Origin of the sequence: Pseudomonas thivervalensis, from assembly GCF_001269655.1 — a bacterium.
Taxonomy (GTDB): domain Bacteria; phylum Pseudomonadota; class Gammaproteobacteria; order Pseudomonadales; family Pseudomonadaceae; genus Aquipseudomonas; species Aquipseudomonas thivervalensis.
Genome location: NZ_LHVE01000020.1, coordinates 489,418 through 510,084 on the forward strand (window position 1 = coordinate 489,418; position 20,667 = coordinate 510,084).

Consider the following 20,667-nt stretch of genomic DNA (forward strand, 5'->3'; position numbering starts at 1 on the left):
GTTGACCAGCTCAGCACGGCGCTATCGCCGACTGAGTCCCTTCCAAGCTCGCTGACAACGAACACTCAAGACCGCTGAGCGTTCGATGCGAGCAATTCCTTCAATATCGCCGCCGGGTCGGCTCGTTTTTGCTGACGATAATCCCCGACATGACGAACGAATAACGTTGCACGCGCCACCAGGCTCTTGCCCAGTACCGGTTTGCGCTCCAATTCTTCCTTGATGCGCTGGAACTGCGCCTGGATCACGGCATCGGTGTAGCGCGTGCCGGTGGCCAGGTTGTCGATGTAGATCGCCACCGCGCCATCCAGCGCACTGCGACCGTTGTCGATGGCCGTGGCGAACAGCTTGGCGCTGGCCTCGTCCTTGGCGTCCAAAGCGGCTTGCCGACTGTTCTGCAGATTGGTCAGGCGGATGTTGTAATTGTTGACGGTCTCGGCCACCAGGGCCGACGACTGAATCAGGTTGCCCGCCGCTTCCTCGCGCTGCTGGGCGATGAGCGAGACGTTGCGCTTGAGCTCTTCGTTGACCAGGCCCAGTTCGGCTTGCAGGCGCGGATCGACGCTGGCGGCGATGATGCTGTCCAGGCGCTTGGTCGGGTCGTCGGCATCGTCGATGGCGTCAGTCAGCGACGCGAGCCGCCCCTCCTTCTGCCATTGGGCGAACAATTCCTTGTAGCGCGAACGCGGCGCCGACAACGCCCCGACGGCCACGCGGAAACCGGTGGTTTCGTTGCTTTGCTCAGTGCCATCGGCCGTGAACAACGGGTATTCGCGGCGCATGCCGGTGAACAGCGTGCCCTCGCCTTCCAGGTAGTTGCCGCCCTTGACCACGAAGCCGCCATAGGCGCCTTGGCGGCGACCGGCGTGCACCAATTGGAAGGATTCCTGGACCATTTCGGCGGCGTTGCCCACCACGTCGAACAAGCCAATGGGGTTCGGCAACTTGGTGCCGATGGGCATCAGTCGCGCCGCCTGGCCGGTGCCGCCGGCGACTTGGTTGAACACCGCCCAATCGGCCAGGGGCCCGTCGCTTTCACTGCCTTCCAGGCGCCGCGGAAACAGTCGCCCTTCCAGGTCCTGACGGCTCACGGCTTGGCCGCCACGGGCGGCGAATTCCCATTCGACTTCCGTCGGCAAGCGCACGAAGCCCAGTCCGCCGTCTTCGGTGGAAGTGCCGCGACCGCTCACCGGCAGCAGGTCCTTGTGGTATTTCATCAGCCAGGCGCTGTACACCGCCGAGAAGCGCTCGGCCTCGAACTTCGACAGTTTCACCTTGGGCAAACGCCCCGCCACGCCTTGGGGCAACTCGGCTTGCAAGGCTTCGCAGGCCGGGGCCGGCTCACCACTGGCAAGCGATTGCGCCTGGGCCATGACCTGGGCGTATTGCCGGGCCGTGACCTCGTACTTGCCGATGAAATACAGCATCGGCTTGAGCGGCGTCTTGGCGTCGGTCTTGGGCATCAACGGCGTGATGGTCGTGTTCCAATCCTTGGGCAGGTCCTTGAGGGTGAACTGGCCGTTGATGAAGTCGCGCCGGTAACCGGAAATGAACGACTGTTGATAGCCCGCCTCGCCTTCGCTGAACGGGTAACCGAGACTGATCTCGCGGTCGTCCAGGGTGCCCTGGGCGAGGATGTAGACGTAGCGGAACACCATCTGGCCTTCGCACGGCAGCGGCAGGCTGACGTCGTCGGGCAACGGCTTGGGGTTGTCCAGCTTGTCCGTGCCTTCATCTGCCCAGACCAAACCGGCGAGGCTCAGCGCCACGGCGGCGCCCAATAACTTATACATCGCGAATTCCTTCACACGCCTGGATGCGCGCCACCCGCCAACCACCGCAAGCCGCCGCGACGGCGCTGACGCCGAGCACGGCCACCAGGGCCAAGGTGTAGTGACGCACCAACAGATGACTGGCGTATTCGCCGGGCATCTGTGCAAATAAATAATTCAGGCCCGACTGCGCCAGGCCATACAGGCCGGCACTCAACAGGGCCGCAAACGTGGCGCTGTAGAGCGCCTGCAACACCACGAACAGCAACAGCGCCGCGGTGGAAACCCCCAGCAGGCGCAACACCGACAGCTCCCGGCGCTTACGCTCGACCGCCGCCAGGGCGCCGGCAAAGATCGCCGCGAACGCACCGGCCAAGGCCAACCCGGCGATGATCCAGAACACGATCGACAGATTGCGGCTCAGCGATTGCACCTGTGCGATGGTCTGGGCCTGGGTCGACACCAGCAGGTTCTGCCCGGCGAAATACTGCCGCAACGGCTCGACGTCGCCGAGGCTGCGGGCGTACAAGCGAAACGCCGGATACACGCGCTGTCCGGCCTCGCCCACCGTATCGCCCGGCCAGCCGAACGCGGGCACGGCACGGCCGTCGCGGTAATCCTCGGCGGCCTCCAGCAACGCCAACGGCGCAAACAGGCCGTCCCGGACGAAGGCTTCCAGTGGCAGCACCTGCAACACCTGCACACGAGTGCGCTGGGCCTCGCTGCGACCGGCCACCTGCCGGCCGAAACTGGCCTGCAACCAATCGCCGGCCTTGGCCCCGAGCTTTTCAGCGGCGGTCTGGCTGAGCACCACTTGATCCAGGCCTTGCGGCACCGGCAGGTGATCGAACAAGGGATCGTTGGCCGCGGTGGGAATCATCTCGACCGTAACGACCGACGCTTCGCCACTCAAATCCGCCGTCGCAGCGATCTGCCGGGTGCGCGGCAAGGCAAAGGCCACGTCGCCGCGCTGGCTCAATTGGTCGATGAATTCGGCACTGAAGCGACCGCCGCCCAAGGGGATGATTTCCCGGGTGGCCGGGTCGTTCTGCAGGCGTTCGGTGAGGCTGCTGACCAGGCCGAACTTCAGGCCGAACAGCACCAGCAACGGCGCCACCACCGCCACCAACGCCAGCACCGAGCAGGCCGACAGCCAGGCATCGTTGCGGTAATCCTGCCAGGCCAGGGAAGCCACCAGCGCGCCGCGCATCAGCAAGCCTCCCCGAGGGTGGCGGTGACACCGCCGTCGACGTCGCGACGGCAACTGATGCGGCGCACCTGCAAACCGCTGGCGCGGGCCAGCGCTTCGTCGTGGGTCGCGACCACGCAGCAGACGCCGTGCTCGCGGGCTTGGGCCACCAGCAACTGCATGACGCGCTCAGCGTTGAGCGGGTCGAGGGCGGCGGTCGGTTCATCGGCCAGCAGCAGGCGCGGCCCATGGGCCAACGCCCGGGCACAACTGACCCGCTGGCGCTGGCCGACGGATAAGTCCGCCGGCTTCTTGTCCAGTTGATCGGCGATGTCCAACTGCCCAGCCAGGCGCGTCACGCTTGCGTCATCCTTCAAGCCCAGCAATTTGCGCGACAACGCGATGTTGCCGCGCACATCCAGGAAGCCCAACAGGCCGCCGGTTTGCAAAACATAACCCAGGTAACGGCTGCGCAGCTCGGCCAAGGTGCCCTGTTGCGACGCACGCCACAATTTGGCGACGTCCAGCGGCGTGTCGGCGGGCGTGAAGTCGAATTGCCCGGCCTGGTCCGGCGCCAACACCAGCGCCAGCAAATCCAGCAAGGTACTCTTGCCACAACCGCTGGGGCCGACCACCGCCAGTTGTTCACCGCCGCGCAAATGCAGCCGTGGAATCACCAGGCTGTAGCGCTGGCTGCCGGCGCCCCGGCTTTTGTGCACGGCGTTCAGGGTCAGCATCACGGCAGCGTCGACAACGGAACGCGGTACAAGGCGTCGCCCGGCTCGGCGTCGCCGAAGCGCACCCAATTGGCGAGGTCGTTGTGGAAGGTTTCGTAGAGACGGATTTTCGAATCCAGCTCGTCGATGAAGTCTTCCTGCTCGGCCACGCTCAAAGACAGCCACAAGTCCTGGGTCATGTTCAGCGACTTGCTGCGGTACGGCAGCCCTTCGAGGTACTCGCCGAGAATCCCGCCATCCGCGAGGTTGCCGCCCTTGCGCAGGGCCGATGGGTCACGGCTCATGTAGGCACTGGCACTGGCGATTTCCTGGAAGAAATCCTTGGGCGAGCTCTGGGTCTTGCGGGCCGCGTCGACGATCAGCTTCAGCGACTGCTGCAGGTCGTTGAGTTGCAGCTTGGTCAGCATCACGCAGACCTGGAACGCCGGCAGCGCCGGGTTGGTCAGGTCGCGGTCGGCGGTCCAGGCACTGACCAGTTGCGGCGCCTGGCTGGCGGATTTACGCCCAAGGAAATCCATGTGCATCGCGTAGCCGACCGCGGCCGATTTGTCGGCCAGGCTTGGCGCGGCACTGAGCAGCGGCACGCTTTGCGCCTTGTTGCCGCGCACCTGATGGACCAAGTCGGCGAACACCGAACCGATCTCGTCGACGCGCTCGCCGAACTTGCGCACATCAGCGCCCGGCACCGGAATATACAGGTCGCCAATCTGCGGGTTGGCGTCGGCGGTCAAGGTGCGGTACTGGCTCTGGGCGCCAGCGTGGGTTTTCTTGCCGGCGTCGCTGAGCAGGTGCAGCGCGTAGATCTTGATCTGCTTGCCCAGCGCTGCCTGGCGCACTTCGGCCTCGTTCATTTGCGTGGCGGCAAACGGGTCGTTCTTGCGCAGGGCGCCGGCGTCGGTGACCAACAGGATCAAGCGTCCGCCGTAACCAGACCAGTCCATGCCTTCGACGGCTTCCATGACCCCGGCGAATGCATCTTCGTTGAACGAATGGCTGGACACCGTCGAGGCCTTGACCTGCCGCGCCAGCTCCATGAAGCGCTGCGGGTCGCGGCCCTGTTCGAGGGTGATCAAGGTCTTGGCCACGTATTCCAGGCCCGGGGTTTTCTTGATGCTGCTGCGGAAACCCACCATGCCGAAGCTGACACTGTCCAACTCGCCGCGCTCGGCGATGCGGGTTTGCAGTTCGTGGACCACGTCGCGGACCTGGTCGATGTAGGGTTGCATCGACACCGTGGTGTCCACCACCAGCACCACGGCGGTGCGGAACGCGTCGGCGTTGGCGGTGGTGATCGGCGTGTTGTTGTTCGAAGCCCTGGGTGTGTTGCCTGGGTCGATGGAGGCGACATTCAGCAACTGCACCGGCTGGCCGTTTTCATCGAGGCTCTCGCGGGAATCGAAGATCGGCAACAGGTAGAACTGGCTCTGGGGCACGGCACTGGCGGCCGGCTCCAGGGCCAGCACTTGCTGGTCTTCCTGGGGGCTCTGCTGGGCCTTGAGCAGCACGTTCTTGGCCGCCGAAGGGTTAGCCAGGAGCTTTTCCACCTCGCCAGGCTGACGCAGGAACATCACCGGCGCACGACCGGAACGCTCGGTGAACTTGAGCACCAGGCTTTGCTTCCAGTCGCTGACCTGGGTGGCGGGCAACCAGCCGTCGCTGCGCCCGTCGGTGGCCGCGCCGACCCGTACCCAGGCGCTGCCATCGACGTCCTTGCGCTGATACACATACAACACCGAAAACGCTGGCAGTGCCTTGCCCACTGCGGCACCCGGCGCCTCGGCGAGTTTCGCCCCCGGTTTGCTGAGCACGCGCTGGAACAGGGTTTTCTTGCCGGCCATCAACAGCGGACGCTGGCCGCCGTCGGCCTCGGTCGCCACAGGCGGCTGAGCCGGCGGTGCAACGGGTGGTTTGACCGCTGGCACTTCCGGGGCCTTCGGCGGCGACACTTGCGGTGGCTTGACCGAGGTGGTCGTGGCCACGGGCGTTTTTACGTCTTTGCCATCGTCACCGGCCAACCACCAATAACCCGCGCCGCCCAAGGCCAGTGCCACGGCGACCGCAACGGCGGCCAGGGCGAACACCGGCCCCTTGCGCTGCTCCGACACCGTCGACTGAGGCGCCGGTTTTGCTGGCGGCGGGACAGGCTTGGGCTGCGGTTGCGGCGGCGAGTAAGCCGGGCCGCTGGGAATGTCGATGGACATGGGCGTCAAGCCCGCCAAGTCATCCACCGGTGGCGGCGTGGCCGGCAGTTCAAACGACAACGGCCGGATCAGCGTCGCTTCCGCCGATGCTTCAGGCAGGTTATCCAGCGCCCGCAGCAGCGCCGCCGCATCCGGGAAACGCTCCGCCGGATCCTTCGCCAGCAGCTTGCGCAACACGTCCTGGTAACGGCCGTGGTGCATTGGCAATTCCGGCAACGGTTCGGTCAGGTGCGCCAGGGCCGTGGACAGTGCGTCGTTGCCGGTGTACGGCAGCTTGCCGACGAGGATTTCGTAGAGGACTACGCCCAGGGCGTACAGGTCGGCGCGGCCGTCGATGTCCTGCCCGCGCGCCTGTTCCGGGCTCATGTAGCTGGGCGTGCCGACCGCGAAACCGGCCTGGGTGAACTGGGTGCGGTCGTCCAGGGACTTGGCGATGCCGAAGTCCGAGAGCACCGCCGTACCGTCGGCGCGGAACAGGATGTTGGCCGGCTTGACGTCACGGTGCACCAGCCCCAAGCCGTGGGCATAACCCAGGGCCGAGGCGATCTGGCGGATGTAGGTCAGGCCTTGCTCCGGCGTCAGGCCCGCGGCGATGCGTTCCTTGAGCGTGCCGTTGGGCAGGTATTCCATCGCCATGTAATACAGCTCACCGACGTTGCCGATGTCATGGATGGTGACGGTGTGCGGGTGCGACAAGCGCGCCAGGGTCTTGCCTTCGCGCAAAAAACGCTCGCAAAACGTCGGGTCGGCGGCCAGGGCTGCCGCCATGACTTTCAACGCGACCTTGCGTTCCAGCGAACGCTGGGTCGCCAGGTACACGCTGGCCATCGCGCCTTCACCGATCGGCCCTTCGATGTCGTAGCCGGGGATGACAATGTTCAGGGTCAAGCTCATGACGGCACCTTCACGACCACCACGGTGATGTTGTCCGGCGCGCCACGCATCAGGCCCAGGGACACCAGGCTGCTGGCGATCTCGCCGGGCTCGTCGTGGCTCAATACTTCGCGGATTTCATCGTCCTCGACGGTCTTGGTCAGCCCGTCGCTGCACAACAGGTAGCTGTCGCCGGGCACCAGCAGCAGTTCGGTCAGCGCCAGGTTCAGTTGCGCCTCGACACCAATGGCCCGGGTGACGATGTTGGCCCGTGGATGCACGCGCGCCTCGGCTTCGCTGAGCAGGCCGCTGTCCTGCAAGTCCTGGACGTAGCTGTGGTCCCGGGAAATGCCTTCGAGCACGCCGTCGCGCAGGCGATACAAGCGACTGTCACCGGCCCATAGGCACATGCCGCGCAGGTCGCGGGCGGCCAACACCACCACGGTGCTGCCCATCATCGTCACGCCACGGTTGGCGGTTTCCTCGCGCACGGCGGCGTTGACCCGCAGCAGGTCGCTTTGCAGCGCCGCGACGTACTCGTCCAGCGAACGCCCCACGGCAATACCGCGCAGGCTGTCGACGATCAGGCTACTGACGTAGTCGCCCGCCGCGTGCCCGCCCATGCCGTCGGCCACCACCCAGAGGCCGTTTTCCGGCAGGTCCAGGCAGGCGTCTTCGTTGACCTGACGGACCATCCCGACATGGCTCTTGCTTGCAGACTTGATTGCTTTTCCGGCACTTGGACGCATCTACACAACACCTTCTTGGCCGAGCAAAAATTGCGCAAAATCAGCCGCTGCCGGCAGTCCCTGGCAGCGCATCAAACCCGGGGCGATGCGCTCCGATCCCTGGCCCCACCACAGGCTCACGCCTTCACAGGCCGCCTCGGCCAGGGCGCTCATGCGCCGCTGCGGGTCGGTGGCATCGAAGCGATGCAGGCTGGCGAAACGGCTACTCGGCGTGCGTGGCAGGAACATCGGGCTGCCGAGGGTTTCCAGTTGTTCGTTGAACGCCTCGAAACTGGCCTCGACGCTCAAGGTGCTCAGCAACAGGTTCTCGACTCGCTCGAACCACTCGTCCGCACCGCCCACCACCGACGCCGGGTCCGCGTCGGGCTCCAGCAGCACGGCAATGGTCAGCGGAAAATAACGACCGACCCGATCGATGCTCGGCATCACCACCCCAACGGCGGCGTCCGGGCCACACACACCCGGCGCGACCATGAAGCGCCACAACGGGCTGACCAGATAGGCGTCCAGCCAACGCTCGCCGAGGCTGGTCTGGCTGGCGAGCAAACCCGCCGCCAACCACGAATCCCACGGGCCGATAAACCCCTGGGGCAAGCCACGGCTGACGAAGTCGCCGCGGCTGGCCAACTTTCCGTAGAAGCCCGGCGTACTCATAGCCGCTCCGGCAGGCTGAAGCCGCTGAGCACCCGGCTCTTGAACGGGTTGAAGGCGCTGTTGGCCCGCAACTCGTAAGAGGCGCTGGCGCCATCGACCCGCAGCCGCAGGTTGAAGCGATCCGGCGAGTTGCCGGCGGTCAGGTCCGATTGCTCCAGCAGCCGGAACCACGCCCACGGCCCATCCAGGGTGATGCCGGAGCGACCGCTGGACGACGGCGGCATGATCGAGATCCGTACCACGCCGATGCTGCCCGGGTTCGGCCACTGCATGGCGGTCGGGCGGCTCGGGCCGTGGTCGTAGCTCAGTTGCTGGCCGTCGAGGTCGAGCAGGAACTGGGTGATGGTCGAGTCCATCGCCACCGGCTTGAGTTCGAAACGCACCATCGGCTGGGTGCCGCCGGAACGGAAGAACGCATCGCGGATGGTTGCCGCGCGCTGGAAGGTCTGCAGCACGCCGGGGGCGATGCCGAGCTTCTGCGCCGCGCCCGGCTGCCAGCGCCAGGTCGGGGTCGAGGTGTCGACGTAGGGTTGCAGGTATTTGCGGAAGTAGTTGTCCATCACCCCGCCGACGCCGAAGAACTGGCCGAAGTCATCCAGGGTCGCGTCCCGCGCGCTGCCCGGCGACATCGGATAGCGCCCGGCCAGGGATTGGCGATAGATGTTCACCACTTCGCTGGTCCAGGCCGCGTTCAGTTGGTTGCGCACCCCGCCCATCATGCTGTTGGTGGTGGAATTGACCACCGACTTGACCAGGCCCTGCACCAACGGCGGCTGGCGTTCGGCGTTGAGGCTGACGCGGGTGGCGGCGGCCGTGGCCTGGTTCTTGGCTTCGCCGAGCAAGGCGTCGCCGCTGGCACCGACCATGGCGCTGACCTGCACGTACAAGGCGTTCATGTCGGCCAGCAGGCCGTCGATGGCCGCTGGCTCGCCTTCGCTTTTGCTGACGATGCTGTTGAGCTCGGCGAAGTGCGCGGTGATCGGATCATCGCTGGTCGCCGGCGCGCTTGACGTCGCCTGCTCCTGGCCGAGCAAGCTGCCCAGGCGTTCCTTGAGCTTGTCCACGCCACCTTCCACCGGCGCACCTTGGGCGGCCAGCAGGCGCTCGTCCTGTTGCAGGTCGGTTTCCTTCGCCACCGCCACCAGCAGTTTTTTCAACGGCGAGCTCGGGCCGGAAATCACCCGCAGCACATCGGCGGCCTGGGCCACGCTGGTGATCGGCACGAAGTCGATGTCGGCCAGCAAGGCGTCCCATTGGCGCAGGTAATCCTGGAAGTACAGGCGACGCACGTCGGCGGCCAGGCTGGCGACGTTCTGCTGATCGGCCTCTTCGTGGCCCAGCACCCATTGCTCTTCGGCCAGGGTGCCGGTCTGGCTCAGGCTGCTGAGCAAGAAGCCCTGGCGGTAACCCTTGACGGTAAAGAACCCGCTCAAGGGTTCGCCCAATGGCTTGCCGCTCTTGCGGCTGAACACCAGCGCAGCGTCACGCCCGGCGGCTTCGTTGATGCGGAAGCCCGGGATGCCTTCGGGCAGTTTCTGGCGCTTGATCCGGTCATAGACCCGCTGGGCCACCGGCAATTGCTGCAACTGGCGGCGCAGGTCTTCGACCAGGCGTGGGTCGAGGCGCGCGAGGGGCGGACGCCGCTCGAACAGCGCCTGCAAATGCCCGGCCAGGGCCTGGCGCTGCTCGGCCGGCAAGTCCCGCGGCAGGCTGCGGTCCCAATCCAGGGCGATCCAGGCCTTGATGAAATCGGCGTCGTAATGCTCGGTGTCGGCGAGCATCAGGTAGGCCTTCAAGCCTTCGTAGAGGAAATCCGAATTGCCGCCGCTGTGCAGTTGCTCTTCGATGCGCGTCAGCAAGCGTGGCGCGAACACCGCGATCAGCAGCTTGCGGTAGACGCTACCGGACTCGGCTTCAAGCATGTCGCCCTGGTACAGGCCCAGGCCTTCGGCCCAGTCGGGAGCGTCGTCGGCCAGGTGTTTCACGGCGTTGAGCAACGGCAACACCGCGAGCACATCCCGTTGTGCCGGGCTGAGGTTCTGCACGGTCTGGCCCAATGGCGCGACCTTCTGATCGACTTGGGCGATGTAGGCTTGGTTGGCCCGGTAGCTGACCCACCACAACGTGCTGACCACCAACACCAGCACCACCGTCGAGGCCAGCACACCGCGGGCAATCCATTTGCGCCGACGCTCGACTTTCGGATCGACGCCCACCAGCCCGCGCTCGGCGAAGGCCACGGCGGTGAAGAGTTTTTCGATGAAGTAGCTGCGCCCGGTGCCGGTCTGGCGCGCCAGGTGTTGGCGGTCCAGGTTCATGCTCTGGGCCATGGAGCCGATCAGGCGATCGATCGGGCTGCCTTCCTGGGTGCCGCTGGTGAAATACACGCCGCGCAGCAACACCCGCTCTTCGAAGGCGTTGGGTTTGAACACGCCTTCGAGGAAGCTTTGCAGGCAATCCTTCAGGGCGCCGAACTGCTGCGGGAAGCCGTAGATCAGATCGCGTCGCGCCGGATCGCGCTCTTGTTGCAGGCGCTCGACCAAACGGTCATTGAGGCGCTGCTCAAGGCCGGTGAATTCGCTTTGCAGGTGCGCCAGGGGGCTGTCGCTGCTCTTGCCATCGTCCAGGGCGAAGGTCATGCCCCAGACCTGGGCGCGTTCTTCCTTGCTCAGGGTATCGAAATACTCCATGAACCCGGGCACGAGGTCGAGCTTGGTCAGCATCAGGTAGATCGGGAAGCGCACGCCCAGTTGGGTGTACAGCTCTTGGATCCGCAAGCGAATCGCCGCGGCATGGGCGGCGCGCTCGGCGTCGCTGCCCAGCAACAAGTCGGACAGGCTGATGGCGATGAACGCCCCGTCAATCGGGCGCCGGGCCCGTTGTTTTTTCAGCAGGCCGAGGAAGCCCAGCCAGGCGGCCTTGTCGATAGTCGCGTCGCTGTCCTGGGTGGTGTAGCGGCCGGCGGTGTCGAGCAGGACTGCCTGGTCAGTGAACCACCAATCGCAATTGCGCGTACCGCCGACACCACGCACGGCACCGGCGCCCAGCTGCGCGGCCAGCGGGAAATGCAGCCCGGAGTTGACCAGCGCGGTGGTCTTGCCCGAACCCGGCGGACCGATGATCACGTACCACGGCAGCTCGTAGAGGTTACGGCGCTCGTCTCCACCCAGCTTGGCTTTCTTGAGCAGGGCCAAGGCTTCGTCCATGCGCTGGCGCAGGGTTTCGAGTTCTTCGGCAGTGGCGATGCTGGTCGGGTCAGGCGGGGTTTGCGCGGCCAGGCTGCGCATCACTTCGGCGGCCTGGCGGCGCGCCTGGATGATGCGGAACACCCGGTAGGCGATCCACACCGCGAACACCAGGATGATCAAGGCCCAGCGCCGTCCTTCAGGCACCAGCCAATCGAGCAGCGGACCGACGAACCAGATGATCAGGCTCAGGGCGATCAGCCCCAGCAATGGGATGACCCAGCGGGTCATAAAACTGAAAAACGCCTTCACTCGACCCCCTCCGCCAATACTGTGATTTCAACCCGACGATTGCGCGCACGCCCCTCCGGGGTGGCGTTGGACGCCAACGGCTCGGTGTCGCTGCGGCCTTCGGCACTGAAGCGCTCGGGCTGGCCGGTCTTGGCCGAGAGAATTTGCAGCACCGATTGAGCCCGCGCTTCGGACAACGCCCAGTTGGACGGGAACCGGAGGGTGGCGATCGGCCGATTGTCGCTGTGGCCGGTGACCAGGACCTGGCCCTTGACCTTGCGCACCGCCTCGGCGATGCGCAGCATCAGAGGCTGGAAATCGTCCTTGATGCTGGCGCTGCCCGAGGCGAACAGTTCATCGCCACGAATGGTCACCACCGAGCGGTCGACCGCGTCTTCCACGGCAATCCGGTTGGCGCGGATTTCATCGGCGAGGAAGCCGGCCAGGCGTGGGCGCTCGATCACTTTCGGCTGCACCACGGGACGGTCGATGGTCTGCACCGGGATCTCACCGAGGAAGTGGATGTTCTTGAACACCGGCTCGGCATCCGAGGCGAGCTTCATGCGCAGGCCGAATAGCAGCGCCAACAGCAAGGCCACGCCAATGGCCACGGCGATCCACGGCGGCATGAATTGCGCCAATCGATCACGGGCCACGGTGACACCGCGCCAATGCGGCGACAGCTCGCGCTCGTAGTCGCCCCGGGCGCTGCGGATCACGGCGCTGGTGCGCTCACGCAACGCTTCCAGTTGGCTGCGACCGTCGTTCATCACTCGATAACGACCTTCAAAGCCGAGGCACATGCACAGGTACAAGAGCTCCAGCAGATACAGGCGCTCGCGCGGACTTTGCAGGCAATGCTCCAGCAACTGGAACACCTTCTCGCCGCCCCAGGCTTCGTTGTGCACGGTGATCAGCAGGCTTTGCTTGCCCCAGTCGCTGGTGCCGCCCCAAGGCGTGCTCAACACCGCTTCGTCCAGCGCGGTGCACAAGGCGTAGCGGGCCAGCAACACGTCGTTGCGCACCACACCGGCGGCCTCGGCGCGCTCTTCGAACTGGCGCAGGTAGGCCAACAATTGGGCGCGCAAACTGGCCGGTGCCGGGTGGGCAATGGTATTGCGCAGGCGCGTCAGCAGGGCCAGCAGCGGGCCGGCGGCGCTTTCCAGCGGGTTGAGGCCCTCGGCCTTGCCGGTCAGGACCGGCGCGGCCGGCATAGACAGCGGCGCAGGCTGTGGACGCCCCGGGTCCGGACGGCCAGGGTCGGGGCGAAATGGATCGGCGCCACGGCCACCGGGCGTCGGCATGAATTGGGTACGATCGTCGTTGCTCATCGCGGTTTATCCTCGGATCGCCCAGAACGCCAGGTTCAGCCCTGGGAACTGGCCGGCGATGTGGAACGCAAAGCCGCCGGAGTTGCTCAACTGCTGCCAGTGATCGCTGCCCCGGTCGAGTTCGTAGTAGGTGGAGCCGGCGTGGTACGGCAGCTGCCGTGGCGCCACTGGCAACGGCAGCAGGCCGATGCCCGGCAGTTGCAGATTGACCAGGTCGCGGATGTGCTCCACCGAGCCGACCTTGCTCTGCTGGCCGAAGCGGCCGCGCAGGGTTTCGGCCGGCACGTCGGCGCGCACCACCAGGATGAAGCTGGCGCTGTCGAGCAAGGTCTTGTCGGCCAGCATCGCCACGTGGATGCCGTAGGCTTTCTCGACAATCGGAATTGGCGTCGCCTTGCTGTCGATCAGCATCGACAGGGCTTCGCGCAGGGCCTGCATCACCGGCGCGTAGCTGAGCGCCAGGTCATCGTGCTGGTAAGGCGGGTATTGTTGCGGTCGTCGCCCGGACGCGGTAAACGTGGAAAATTCGCCGGCCAGACTCACCAATTCGCTGTAGAAACGCTCGGGGTGCAACGGGCTCAACTGGCTCAGGTGCTGGATCAACGGCTGGGCGCGGTTGACCAGTTGCAGCAGCATGAAGTCGGCAATTTCCGAGGCGCCACCGGCACCGGACGCCACCACCCGCCCGGCCAGGGCTTCGCCGCGTTGATGCAGCAGGCCCAACAGTTCGCTGCGAAACGCCGCCAACGGCTTGGACGCGACGACATCCAGCAGCGGCGGGATGTAGTTGTCGTCGAGCACCAACGCGCGGTCGGCACGTTTTTCCTTGATGCGCACCACGCCGATGGCCGCGTAGTCGCCAATGCCATCCCGTTCGGTCAACAAACGCAACGCCCGGGAGCCGAGGGCCACCGGCGCGCGGTTCTCGAACGGCGCGTTGTCGTCGCGCACTTCGCACACTTGGCTCACATAACGCGCAGCGCCGAGGTCTTCGCCTTCATCCACGGTGTCGCGAGCACCGGCACGCTTGAGCGGCAAGGCCAGGTACACCAGGCCATCGCGCAGGTTGTCATCGACGTTCAGGGGGGTTGGCGCCAGGTCATCCTGGGGAATATTGAACGGCGTACCATCCGGCAACAGGCCCCGCGCCGAGATGATCGCCAGCTTGCCCTGGGCCAACAGGCCCTGGTCGATCAGCAATTCGGAGAAACCCCAGGCGCCGGCCGACAACGGGCGGCTGCGTGCGTCGATGAGGTTTTCCAGGTAACGGTCATGCTGCTGGAAGTGCTGCGTTCCAATGAACATGCCTTCCGACCAGACCACGCGATTGTTCCAGGACATGGGGGCTCCGATTGCTTATTGGGCAGGGCTGGATGGGGGAACGACGACGGCGCTGCGCACGGCGCGCACATCGAGGCTGATCTGGTATTCGGTGTATTCGCGCGCCGGGACATTCATCACCGTGCGCCACAGCGACTGGTCCAGCTCGCGATAACCCACCAGTATTCCGATGTGCCGCGTGGCCGGGTCGAGGTCGCGTTGCAGGCTCAGTTGCTGGCCGGGCTGGATCAGCACCTCGTCCTGGTCGATCAGGTCGGCGCCGAGCGTGGCCTGGGCCCGTTCGGCCAGGGCGAAATAATCGGAACGGCCAAAGGTCGCGGCATTTTTCAGTTCGAAAATGCGCACCCGGACCGGGGCCGGTTGGCCGGTGGCGCCGGGGTTGAGGCCGGCAATGGCATGGAAATGCAGCTCGATGGCGGCGGTGTCGGCCTCAGCTTCTTCGGGCTGGGGGTTGGCCGCATCCTTGGCGCACGCCGTCAGCAGAAGCACGGTGGCAACTGCGAGTAAAAACCTGGGAATCATCCTGCGTCCTCAATGACGTTTGAGCTATCCGTTGTTGACTTGATCAGTATTGTTATAAGGCGACGCCGCTCAACGGCGTCGCTGTCGTGTGCTGTGTTCTTCGTAGGCGCGACTGAACTCGCGACCGAACAGGTCCTGGAAATCCTCTTGGGCTTCCCGGGAAATGTTGCTGTAGAGCTCGGTGAATTGCTGCCAGTACTGCGCCTGTCGCGAGCCGCTGAAAATGCCCGACAGCCCACCGGGCTTGGCCATGCGCTCTTCCAGTTGCGACGGCTCGAAGCGCCCCAGCAAATGCTTGATGGCCGCTTCCACACCAGCCATCACCGCCAGTTGGTGGGCCCGCAAGTCATCGAAACTGTCGCGCACCGCCGCGTCCGGGGCCATGAATGCCTGGTTGCCGTGGCGCAACAGCAACAGCAGGGCTTCATCGACATTGGGGGCGAACTTCAGCGGGTTGTTTTCCACCGGCTGGATCATCGTCTGCTGGATGCGGAACTCGCCCTTGAGGCTGCTGCGGGCGCGCAGGACATCGATCAGGCCTTCGACCATCAAGCGATAACTGCGCCCGATGTTTTCCATCTGCGCTTCGGCGTTGGCCTTGTCCAGGCGCAACTGATCCAGCCCGGCACCGCGCAGGAAGGCTTGCAGCAAATCGGGTTGGGCAGATTCGACCGCAGCGGTGGGAGCGACTGGGGCAACTGGCGCGACCGGAGGCTCGACGCGGGTGACCGACGCTTCAGGCACGGGGGCCGGCGGCGGCGCGCTGATTTCAGCAAAGATGTCGACGAGCGGCGGCTGCACAACAGGCGTCGCGACCGGCTCAACCACGGGGGGCGGCGACACAGGTTGCGGGGCCACGGGCAGCGGGGCAACCGCCACCGGCGCAGGCTTGTCGCTGAACGGGTCCCAGTCGTCCGGGATCACCGAAGCGGACGGCGGTGCCACCGGTTCGATCACCGGCGGTGGGCTCGGTCGGGCAATCGGCGTCGGCGGAAGGAAATTGTGTTGCTCAGCCGGGACATGGTCAGGCTGGGTGGCCGGCGGGACACTGCTCGGGGCCAGGAAATCGAACAGGTCCGGCAGGGTATCCATGGCCGAGACACCTTGGAAATGCGCAGGCACTTGGACCGGTGATGGGCCGGGAATCGGCGACGGCGCATACGCGGGGGCGCTCTGCTGCCCCATCAAGGCTTCGAAACTGCTGGGCGACTCGGCGAACGGGTTACTGTCGGTGACCGGCAGGCTGAAATCGACGCGGGCCTGGATTTCATAATCGCCGATGCGGATCACTTCACCGTCTTGCAAGGGCTCGCTGTTACCTTTGCGCAAGCGCACGCCAGCCTTGACCAATTCCACACCATTGGTGCTGTTATCGGTCAAGTAATAGCGCCCATCTTTGTATTGAATAACGCAATGTTTACCGGAAACCAGACGTTCAGGGTCCGGTAATACCCAGTCATTATCGGAATTACGGCCAATTGCCATCACCCCCTGATCCATGGACTTTTCAGAACACTGGCCTGGGGTAATTTTGTGATAACTAGTGATAGTCAAACACAGCGGCATCTTGCCTCCTTGCTGAATACTTCGCGCGCGGGCGGGAGTGAGGGTTCAGGCCCTGACGACCCGCCGGCAACCTTGCCAACAACCGTGGAAACGGCTTTTTGCCAGCATGATTGCTGATCATAACCGGCTTGCGTGACAAAAACCCCACGTCAGTCGCCGCTTCGACCGATGGGTCGGGCAGGCTGTTAAGCGCATCACAACTGTTACATAGGGCATACACAGGCGAAATAGCTTACCTTGACAAGCGATAAGTACTACACCAAAAATGCACAACTTCTTGAATATACATGATGGCACTTTAAGATCATCCAAGACTTAAAGGGCCATTACCGTCAAGGAACATGTGGAGTTTCATCCGAAACTTGCGTGTGAACTGCCCGACTTCTTCAAGCGGGTGATAGGGAGATCGATCCAAGTGGATGTGCCTTTGTTGCTCGCCGCCGTTTCCGCGACTTCGCCGTGCGGTGAAGACCTGGAATATGACGCGGATTTCCTGCGCCTGGAACGCGACTCCCGGGGCCAACCCGAGCGCAGCATGGGCGATTCGATCCTGCCTGCCGAACCGCCTGAATGGCGCAGCATCCAGCAGCAGAGCCTGGACCTGCTGCAACGCAGCAAAGACCTGCGCATCACCCATTTCCTGATGCAAAGCTCCCTGGCCCTCGAAGGCCTGCCGGGCATGGCCCGTGTGCTGACGCTGATCAGCGAGCTGCTCAAGCAATACTGGGCCGAACTGCATCCGCGCCTGGACGCCGATGACGACAACGACCCCACCGTGCGCATCAACGCCCTCGCTGGCCTGACGTCCGATGTCACCATCCGCCTGTTACGCGAAAGCATCCTCACCCGTTCGCGCACCTTCGGTGCCGTCAGCCTGCGCGCCGCCGCCAACGCCAGCGGCCTGCAAAGTTTTCCGGATGAAAACCTCGGCGCCGAACAGCTCGCCGGGGCCCTGCTCGACAGCGATCCCGAGCAGTTGGCAATCACCCGCGCCGCCCTGCTCGAAGCCCGCAGCGCCGCCGAAGCCATCGAGCAGCAAGTCAGCGACCAGGTCGGTTCCGCCCAAGGCGTGGACCTCGGCCCGTTGAAGCAGCCGCTGAAGATGGCCCTGCAGATTCTCGGTCAGTTCGCCCCGCAGAGCGGCGACAGTGCCCAGGCCGACCCTGTCAGCGATGACAGCGACGCAACAACAGAATATGCCAGCGCGCCAAGCGCACCGCGCAATACCAACACCAGCACCGTCAGCGGCGACATCAACAACCGCGACGACGTGCTGCGCAGCCTGGACCGGATTCTCGCTTACTACACCCGTCATGAGCCCTCCAGCCCGCTGCCGGTGCTGTTGAACCGGGCCAAGAATCTGGTGCACGCCGACTTCGCGGCCATCGTGCGCAACCTGATTCCCGACGGCATGAGTCAATTTGAAAACCTGCGCGGCCCAGACAGCGAATAAAAAGCGAGCGGATCACGCAGTCACGTCACCGGTACCCCCGATGACGCCAACACCGTCGCTCAAGCGACCAGGAGCAGCAACGTGGCGAAGCAAAGTTCTCAGAAATTCATCGCGCGCAACCGCGCGCCTCGAGTGCAGATCGAGTACGACGTCGAGCTCTACGGCGCCGAGAAAAAGGTCCAGTTGCCCTTCGTCATGGGCGTCATGGCCGACCTCGCCGGCAAGCCCGCCGAGCCTCTGGCACCGGTGGCCGACCGCAAGTTCCTCGAAATCGACGTCGACAATTTCGACTCGCGCCTCAAGGCCATGCAGCCGCGCGTGGCGTTCCATGTGCCTAACGAACTGACCGGCGAAGGCAACCTGAGCCTGGACCTGACATTCGAAAGCATGGACGACTTCAGCCCGGCGGCCGTCGCCCGCAAGGTCGACTCGCTGAACAAGCTGCTCGAAGCGCGCACCCAGTTGGCCAACCTGCTGACCTACATGGACGGCAAGACCGGTGCCGAAGAAATCATCATGAAGGCGATCAAGGACCCAGCGCTGTTGCAGGCCCTGGCGAGCGCGCCGAAGCCAGCACAGGACCAATGATCATGACTGACAATACAGCCCGCGAAGGCGTGCAGAACCTGGGCGCAACCGAAGAAACCAGCGAGTTCGCGTCCCTGCTGCTGCAAGAATTCAAACCCAAGACCGAGCGTGCCCGCGAAGCCGTGGAAACGGCCGTGCGCACTCTGGCCGAGCAAGCCCTGGCGCAGACCGACCTGGTGTCCAACGACGCCATCAAGTCGATCGAATCGATCATCGCCGCCATCGACGCCAAGCTCACCGCCCAGGTCAACCAGGTCATCCACCACCCGGATTTCCAACAACTGGAAAGCGCCTGGCGTGGCCTGCACTACCTGGTCAACAACACCGAGACCGATGAGCAGCTCAAGATCCGCGTGCTCAACATCTCCAAGCCTGACCTGCACAAGACCCTGAAGAAATTCAAGGGCACCGCGTGGGACCAGAGCCCGCTCTTCAAGAAGATGTACGAAGAAGAATACGGCCAGTTCGGCGGCGAGCCTTACGGCTGCCTGGTGGGCGACTACTACTTCGACCAGTCGCCACCGGACGTGGAGCTGCTGGGCGAGCTGTCGAAAGTCTGCGCGGCCATGCACTCGCCGTTCATCGCTGCGGCCTCGCCAACCGTGATGGGCATGGGCTCGTGGCAGGAACTGTCGAACCCGCGCGACCTGACCAAGATCTTCACCACACCGGAATACGCCGGCTGGCGTTCGCTGCGTGAGTCGGAAGACTCGCGCTACATCGGCCTGACCATGCCGCGCTTCCTGGCGCGCCTGCCGTACGGTGCCAAGACCGACCCGGTGGAAGCCTTCGCCTTCGAAGAAAACACCGACGGCGCCGACAGCTCCAAGTACACCTGGGCCAACGCCGCCTACGCGATGGCCGTGAACATCAACCGCTCGTTCAAACACTTCGGCTGGTGCTCGCGCATCCGTGGCGTGGAATCCGGCGGCGAAGTGGAAAACCTGCCAGCCCACACCTTCCCGACCGACGACGGTGGCGTGGACATGAAGTGCCCGACCGAAATCGCCATCTCGGACCGCCGTGAAGCGGAACTGGCGAAGAACGGTTTCATGCCGCTGCTGCACAAGAAAAACACCGACTTCGCCGCGTTCATCGGCGCCCAGTCGCTGCAGAAACCGGCCGAATACGACGACCCGGACGCCACCGCCAACGCCAACCTGGCCGCGCGCCTGCCGTACCTGTTCGCCACCTGCCGTTTCGCCCATTACCTGAAGTGCATCGTGCGCGACAAGATCGGTTCCTTCAAAGAGAAGGACGAGATGCAGCGCTGGTTGCAGGACTGGATCCTCAACTACGTCGACGGTGACCCGGCGCACTCCACCGAGACCACCAAGGCCCAGCATCCATTGGCTGCCGCCGAAGTGATCGTGGAAGAAGTCGAAGGCAACCCGGGGTACTACAACTCCAAGTTCTACCTGCGCCCGCACTACCAGCTCGAAGGGCTGACCGTGTCGCTGCGCCTGGTATCGAAACTGCCGTCGGCCAAGGGCGCGTAAACAACAGTTGAAATGGGCTTTCCTGTGGAGGCCCTTTGTGGCGAGGGAGCTTGCTCCCGCTGGGTCGCGTAGCGGCCCCTTCTTGTGGGCGCTGCGCACCCAAGCGGGAGCAAGCTCCCTCGCCACAGGGTGGTCCACAGGAGATCTTCATTGAGTTCACAGATTTCGCAAGGTCAGCGTCAACCAAACAATGTGGTAGAGACCACACAGGGAGAAAACATGGCTGTTGATATTTTCATCAAGATTGGCGACATCAAGGGCGAGTCCATGGACAAGGCCCACAAGGACGAGATCGATGTCCTGAACTGGAGCTGGGGCATGTCCCAGTCCGGCAACATGCACGTGGGCAGCGGCGGTGGTGCGGGCAAGGTCAACGTCCAGGACCTGTCCCTGACCAAGTACGTCGACAAGGCGTCGCCGAACCTGATGATGCACTGCGCCAGCGGCAAGCACATCGACAAGGTCAAGCTGACCGTGCGCAAGGCCGGCGGTGAAAGCCAGGTCGAGTACATGATCATCAACCTGGAAGAAGTGCTGGTCACGTCCCTGAGCACCGGCGGCTCGGGCGGCGATGATCGCCTGACTGAAAACGTCACCCTGAACTTCGCCAAGGTGCTGGTGGATTACCAGCCACAGAAAGCCGACGGCACCAAGGAAGGTGGTCCGGTCAAGTTCGGCTGGAACATCCGTCAGAACATCAAGGTGTAATCAAACAC

Annotated in this window: 15 protein-coding genes; 4 read left to right on the top strand and 11 right to left on the bottom strand. The window is 64.3% G+C overall.

All coding sequences use genetic code 11. The features are described from left to right. Nucleotides 1-65: 65 nt before the first annotated feature. The 11 genes from AD659_RS27250 to tagH all read right to left on the bottom strand — a co-directional run bounded on the left by AD659_RS27250 (nucleotide 66) and on the right by tagH (nucleotide 16,411). A complete protein-coding gene (locus tag AD659_RS27250) occupies nucleotides 66-1,793 on the bottom strand; it encodes a formylglycine-generating enzyme family protein (RefSeq protein WP_053126596.1) in 1,728 nt (575 codons plus the stop codon). Further along, nucleotides 1,786-2,982 carry an ABC transporter permease gene (locus AD659_RS27255; RefSeq protein ID WP_053126598.1) on the bottom strand — a complete coding sequence of 399 codons (1,197 nt, stop codon included), beginning with the start codon at nucleotides 2,980-2,982 and terminating at the stop codon, nucleotides 1,786-1,788. Before AD659_RS27255 ends, AD659_RS27250 begins: the two co-directional genes overlap by 8 nt. Continuing rightward, nucleotides 2,982-3,698, bottom strand: coding sequence for an ABC transporter ATP-binding protein (locus AD659_RS27260; protein WP_053126600.1), 717 nt, complete (start codon nucleotides 3,696-3,698; stop codon nucleotides 2,982-2,984). The genes AD659_RS27255 and AD659_RS27260 overlap by 1 nt, the downstream gene beginning before the upstream one ends. Continuing rightward, nucleotides 3,698-6,793, bottom strand: a complete 3,096-nt coding sequence (locus AD659_RS27265) for a serine/threonine-protein kinase (RefSeq protein ID WP_053126602.1) — start codon at nucleotides 6,791-6,793, stop codon at nucleotides 3,698-3,700. Before AD659_RS27265 ends, AD659_RS27260 begins: the two co-directional genes overlap by 1 nt. After that, the gene (locus AD659_RS27270; RefSeq protein ID WP_003206909.1) at nucleotides 6,790-7,521 is read right to left on the bottom strand and encodes a PP2C family protein-serine/threonine phosphatase; all 732 of its coding nucleotides are present in this window, start codon (nucleotides 7,519-7,521) and stop codon (nucleotides 6,790-6,792) included. Before AD659_RS27270 ends, AD659_RS27265 begins: the two co-directional genes overlap by 4 nt. After that, nucleotides 7,522-8,175: a type VI secretion system-associated protein TagF gene (gene tagF, locus AD659_RS27275; RefSeq protein ID WP_053126604.1), complete on the bottom strand. Its 654-nt coding sequence runs from the start codon at nucleotides 8,173-8,175 to the stop codon at nucleotides 7,522-7,524. Continuing rightward, nucleotides 8,172-11,672, bottom strand: a complete 3,501-nt coding sequence (gene tssM, locus AD659_RS27280) for a type VI secretion system membrane subunit TssM (RefSeq protein WP_053126605.1) — start codon at nucleotides 11,670-11,672, stop codon at nucleotides 8,172-8,174. Before tssM ends, tagF begins: the two co-directional genes overlap by 4 nt. Beyond that, entirely contained in the window at nucleotides 11,669-12,982 is a 1,314-nt protein-coding gene (locus tag AD659_RS27285; protein ID WP_053126607.1) for a DotU family type VI secretion system protein, read from the bottom strand. The genes tssM and AD659_RS27285 overlap by 4 nt, the downstream gene beginning before the upstream one ends. Before the next feature lie 6 nt (nucleotides 12,983-12,988). After that, on the bottom strand, nucleotides 12,989-14,323 hold the full coding sequence (gene tssK / locus AD659_RS27290; RefSeq protein WP_053126609.1) for a type VI secretion system baseplate subunit TssK: 1,335 nt from the start codon (nucleotides 14,321-14,323) through the stop codon (nucleotides 12,989-12,991). Nucleotides 14,324-14,338: 15 nt separating this feature from the next. Further along, the gene (gene tssJ / locus AD659_RS27295; protein WP_014340883.1) at nucleotides 14,339-14,845 is read right to left on the bottom strand and encodes a type VI secretion system lipoprotein TssJ; all 507 of its coding nucleotides are present in this window, start codon (nucleotides 14,843-14,845) and stop codon (nucleotides 14,339-14,341) included. Between the two features lie 69 nt (nucleotides 14,846-14,914). Next, nucleotides 14,915-16,411: a type VI secretion system-associated FHA domain protein TagH gene (gene tagH, locus AD659_RS27300; protein ID WP_053126611.1), complete on the bottom strand. Its 1,497-nt coding sequence runs from the start codon at nucleotides 16,409-16,411 to the stop codon at nucleotides 14,915-14,917. A gap of 415 nt (nucleotides 16,412-16,826) precedes the next feature. Between tagH and tssA the strand changes: the two genes are divergently transcribed. From tssA to AD659_RS27320, 4 genes are all read left to right on the top strand, one after another. Then, the gene (gene tssA, locus AD659_RS27305; RefSeq protein ID WP_053126613.1) at nucleotides 16,827-17,864 is read left to right on the top strand and encodes a type VI secretion system protein TssA; all 1,038 of its coding nucleotides are present in this window, start codon (nucleotides 16,827-16,829) and stop codon (nucleotides 17,862-17,864) included. Between the two features lie 81 nt (nucleotides 17,865-17,945). After that, a complete protein-coding gene (gene tssB, locus AD659_RS27310) occupies nucleotides 17,946-18,452 on the top strand; it encodes a type VI secretion system contractile sheath small subunit (protein ID WP_003177230.1) in 507 nt (168 codons plus the stop codon). Between the two features lie 2 nt (nucleotides 18,453-18,454). Continuing rightward, the gene (gene tssC / locus AD659_RS27315) at nucleotides 18,455-19,951 is read left to right on the top strand and encodes a type VI secretion system contractile sheath large subunit (protein ID WP_053126615.1); all 1,497 of its coding nucleotides are present in this window, start codon (nucleotides 18,455-18,457) and stop codon (nucleotides 19,949-19,951) included. 219 nt (nucleotides 19,952-20,170) lie between these two features. Beyond that, nucleotides 20,171-20,659, top strand: coding sequence for an Hcp family type VI secretion system effector (locus AD659_RS27320; RefSeq protein WP_018611756.1), 489 nt, complete (start codon nucleotides 20,171-20,173; stop codon nucleotides 20,657-20,659). The last annotated feature ends 8 nt before the right edge of the window (nucleotides 20,660-20,667 follow it).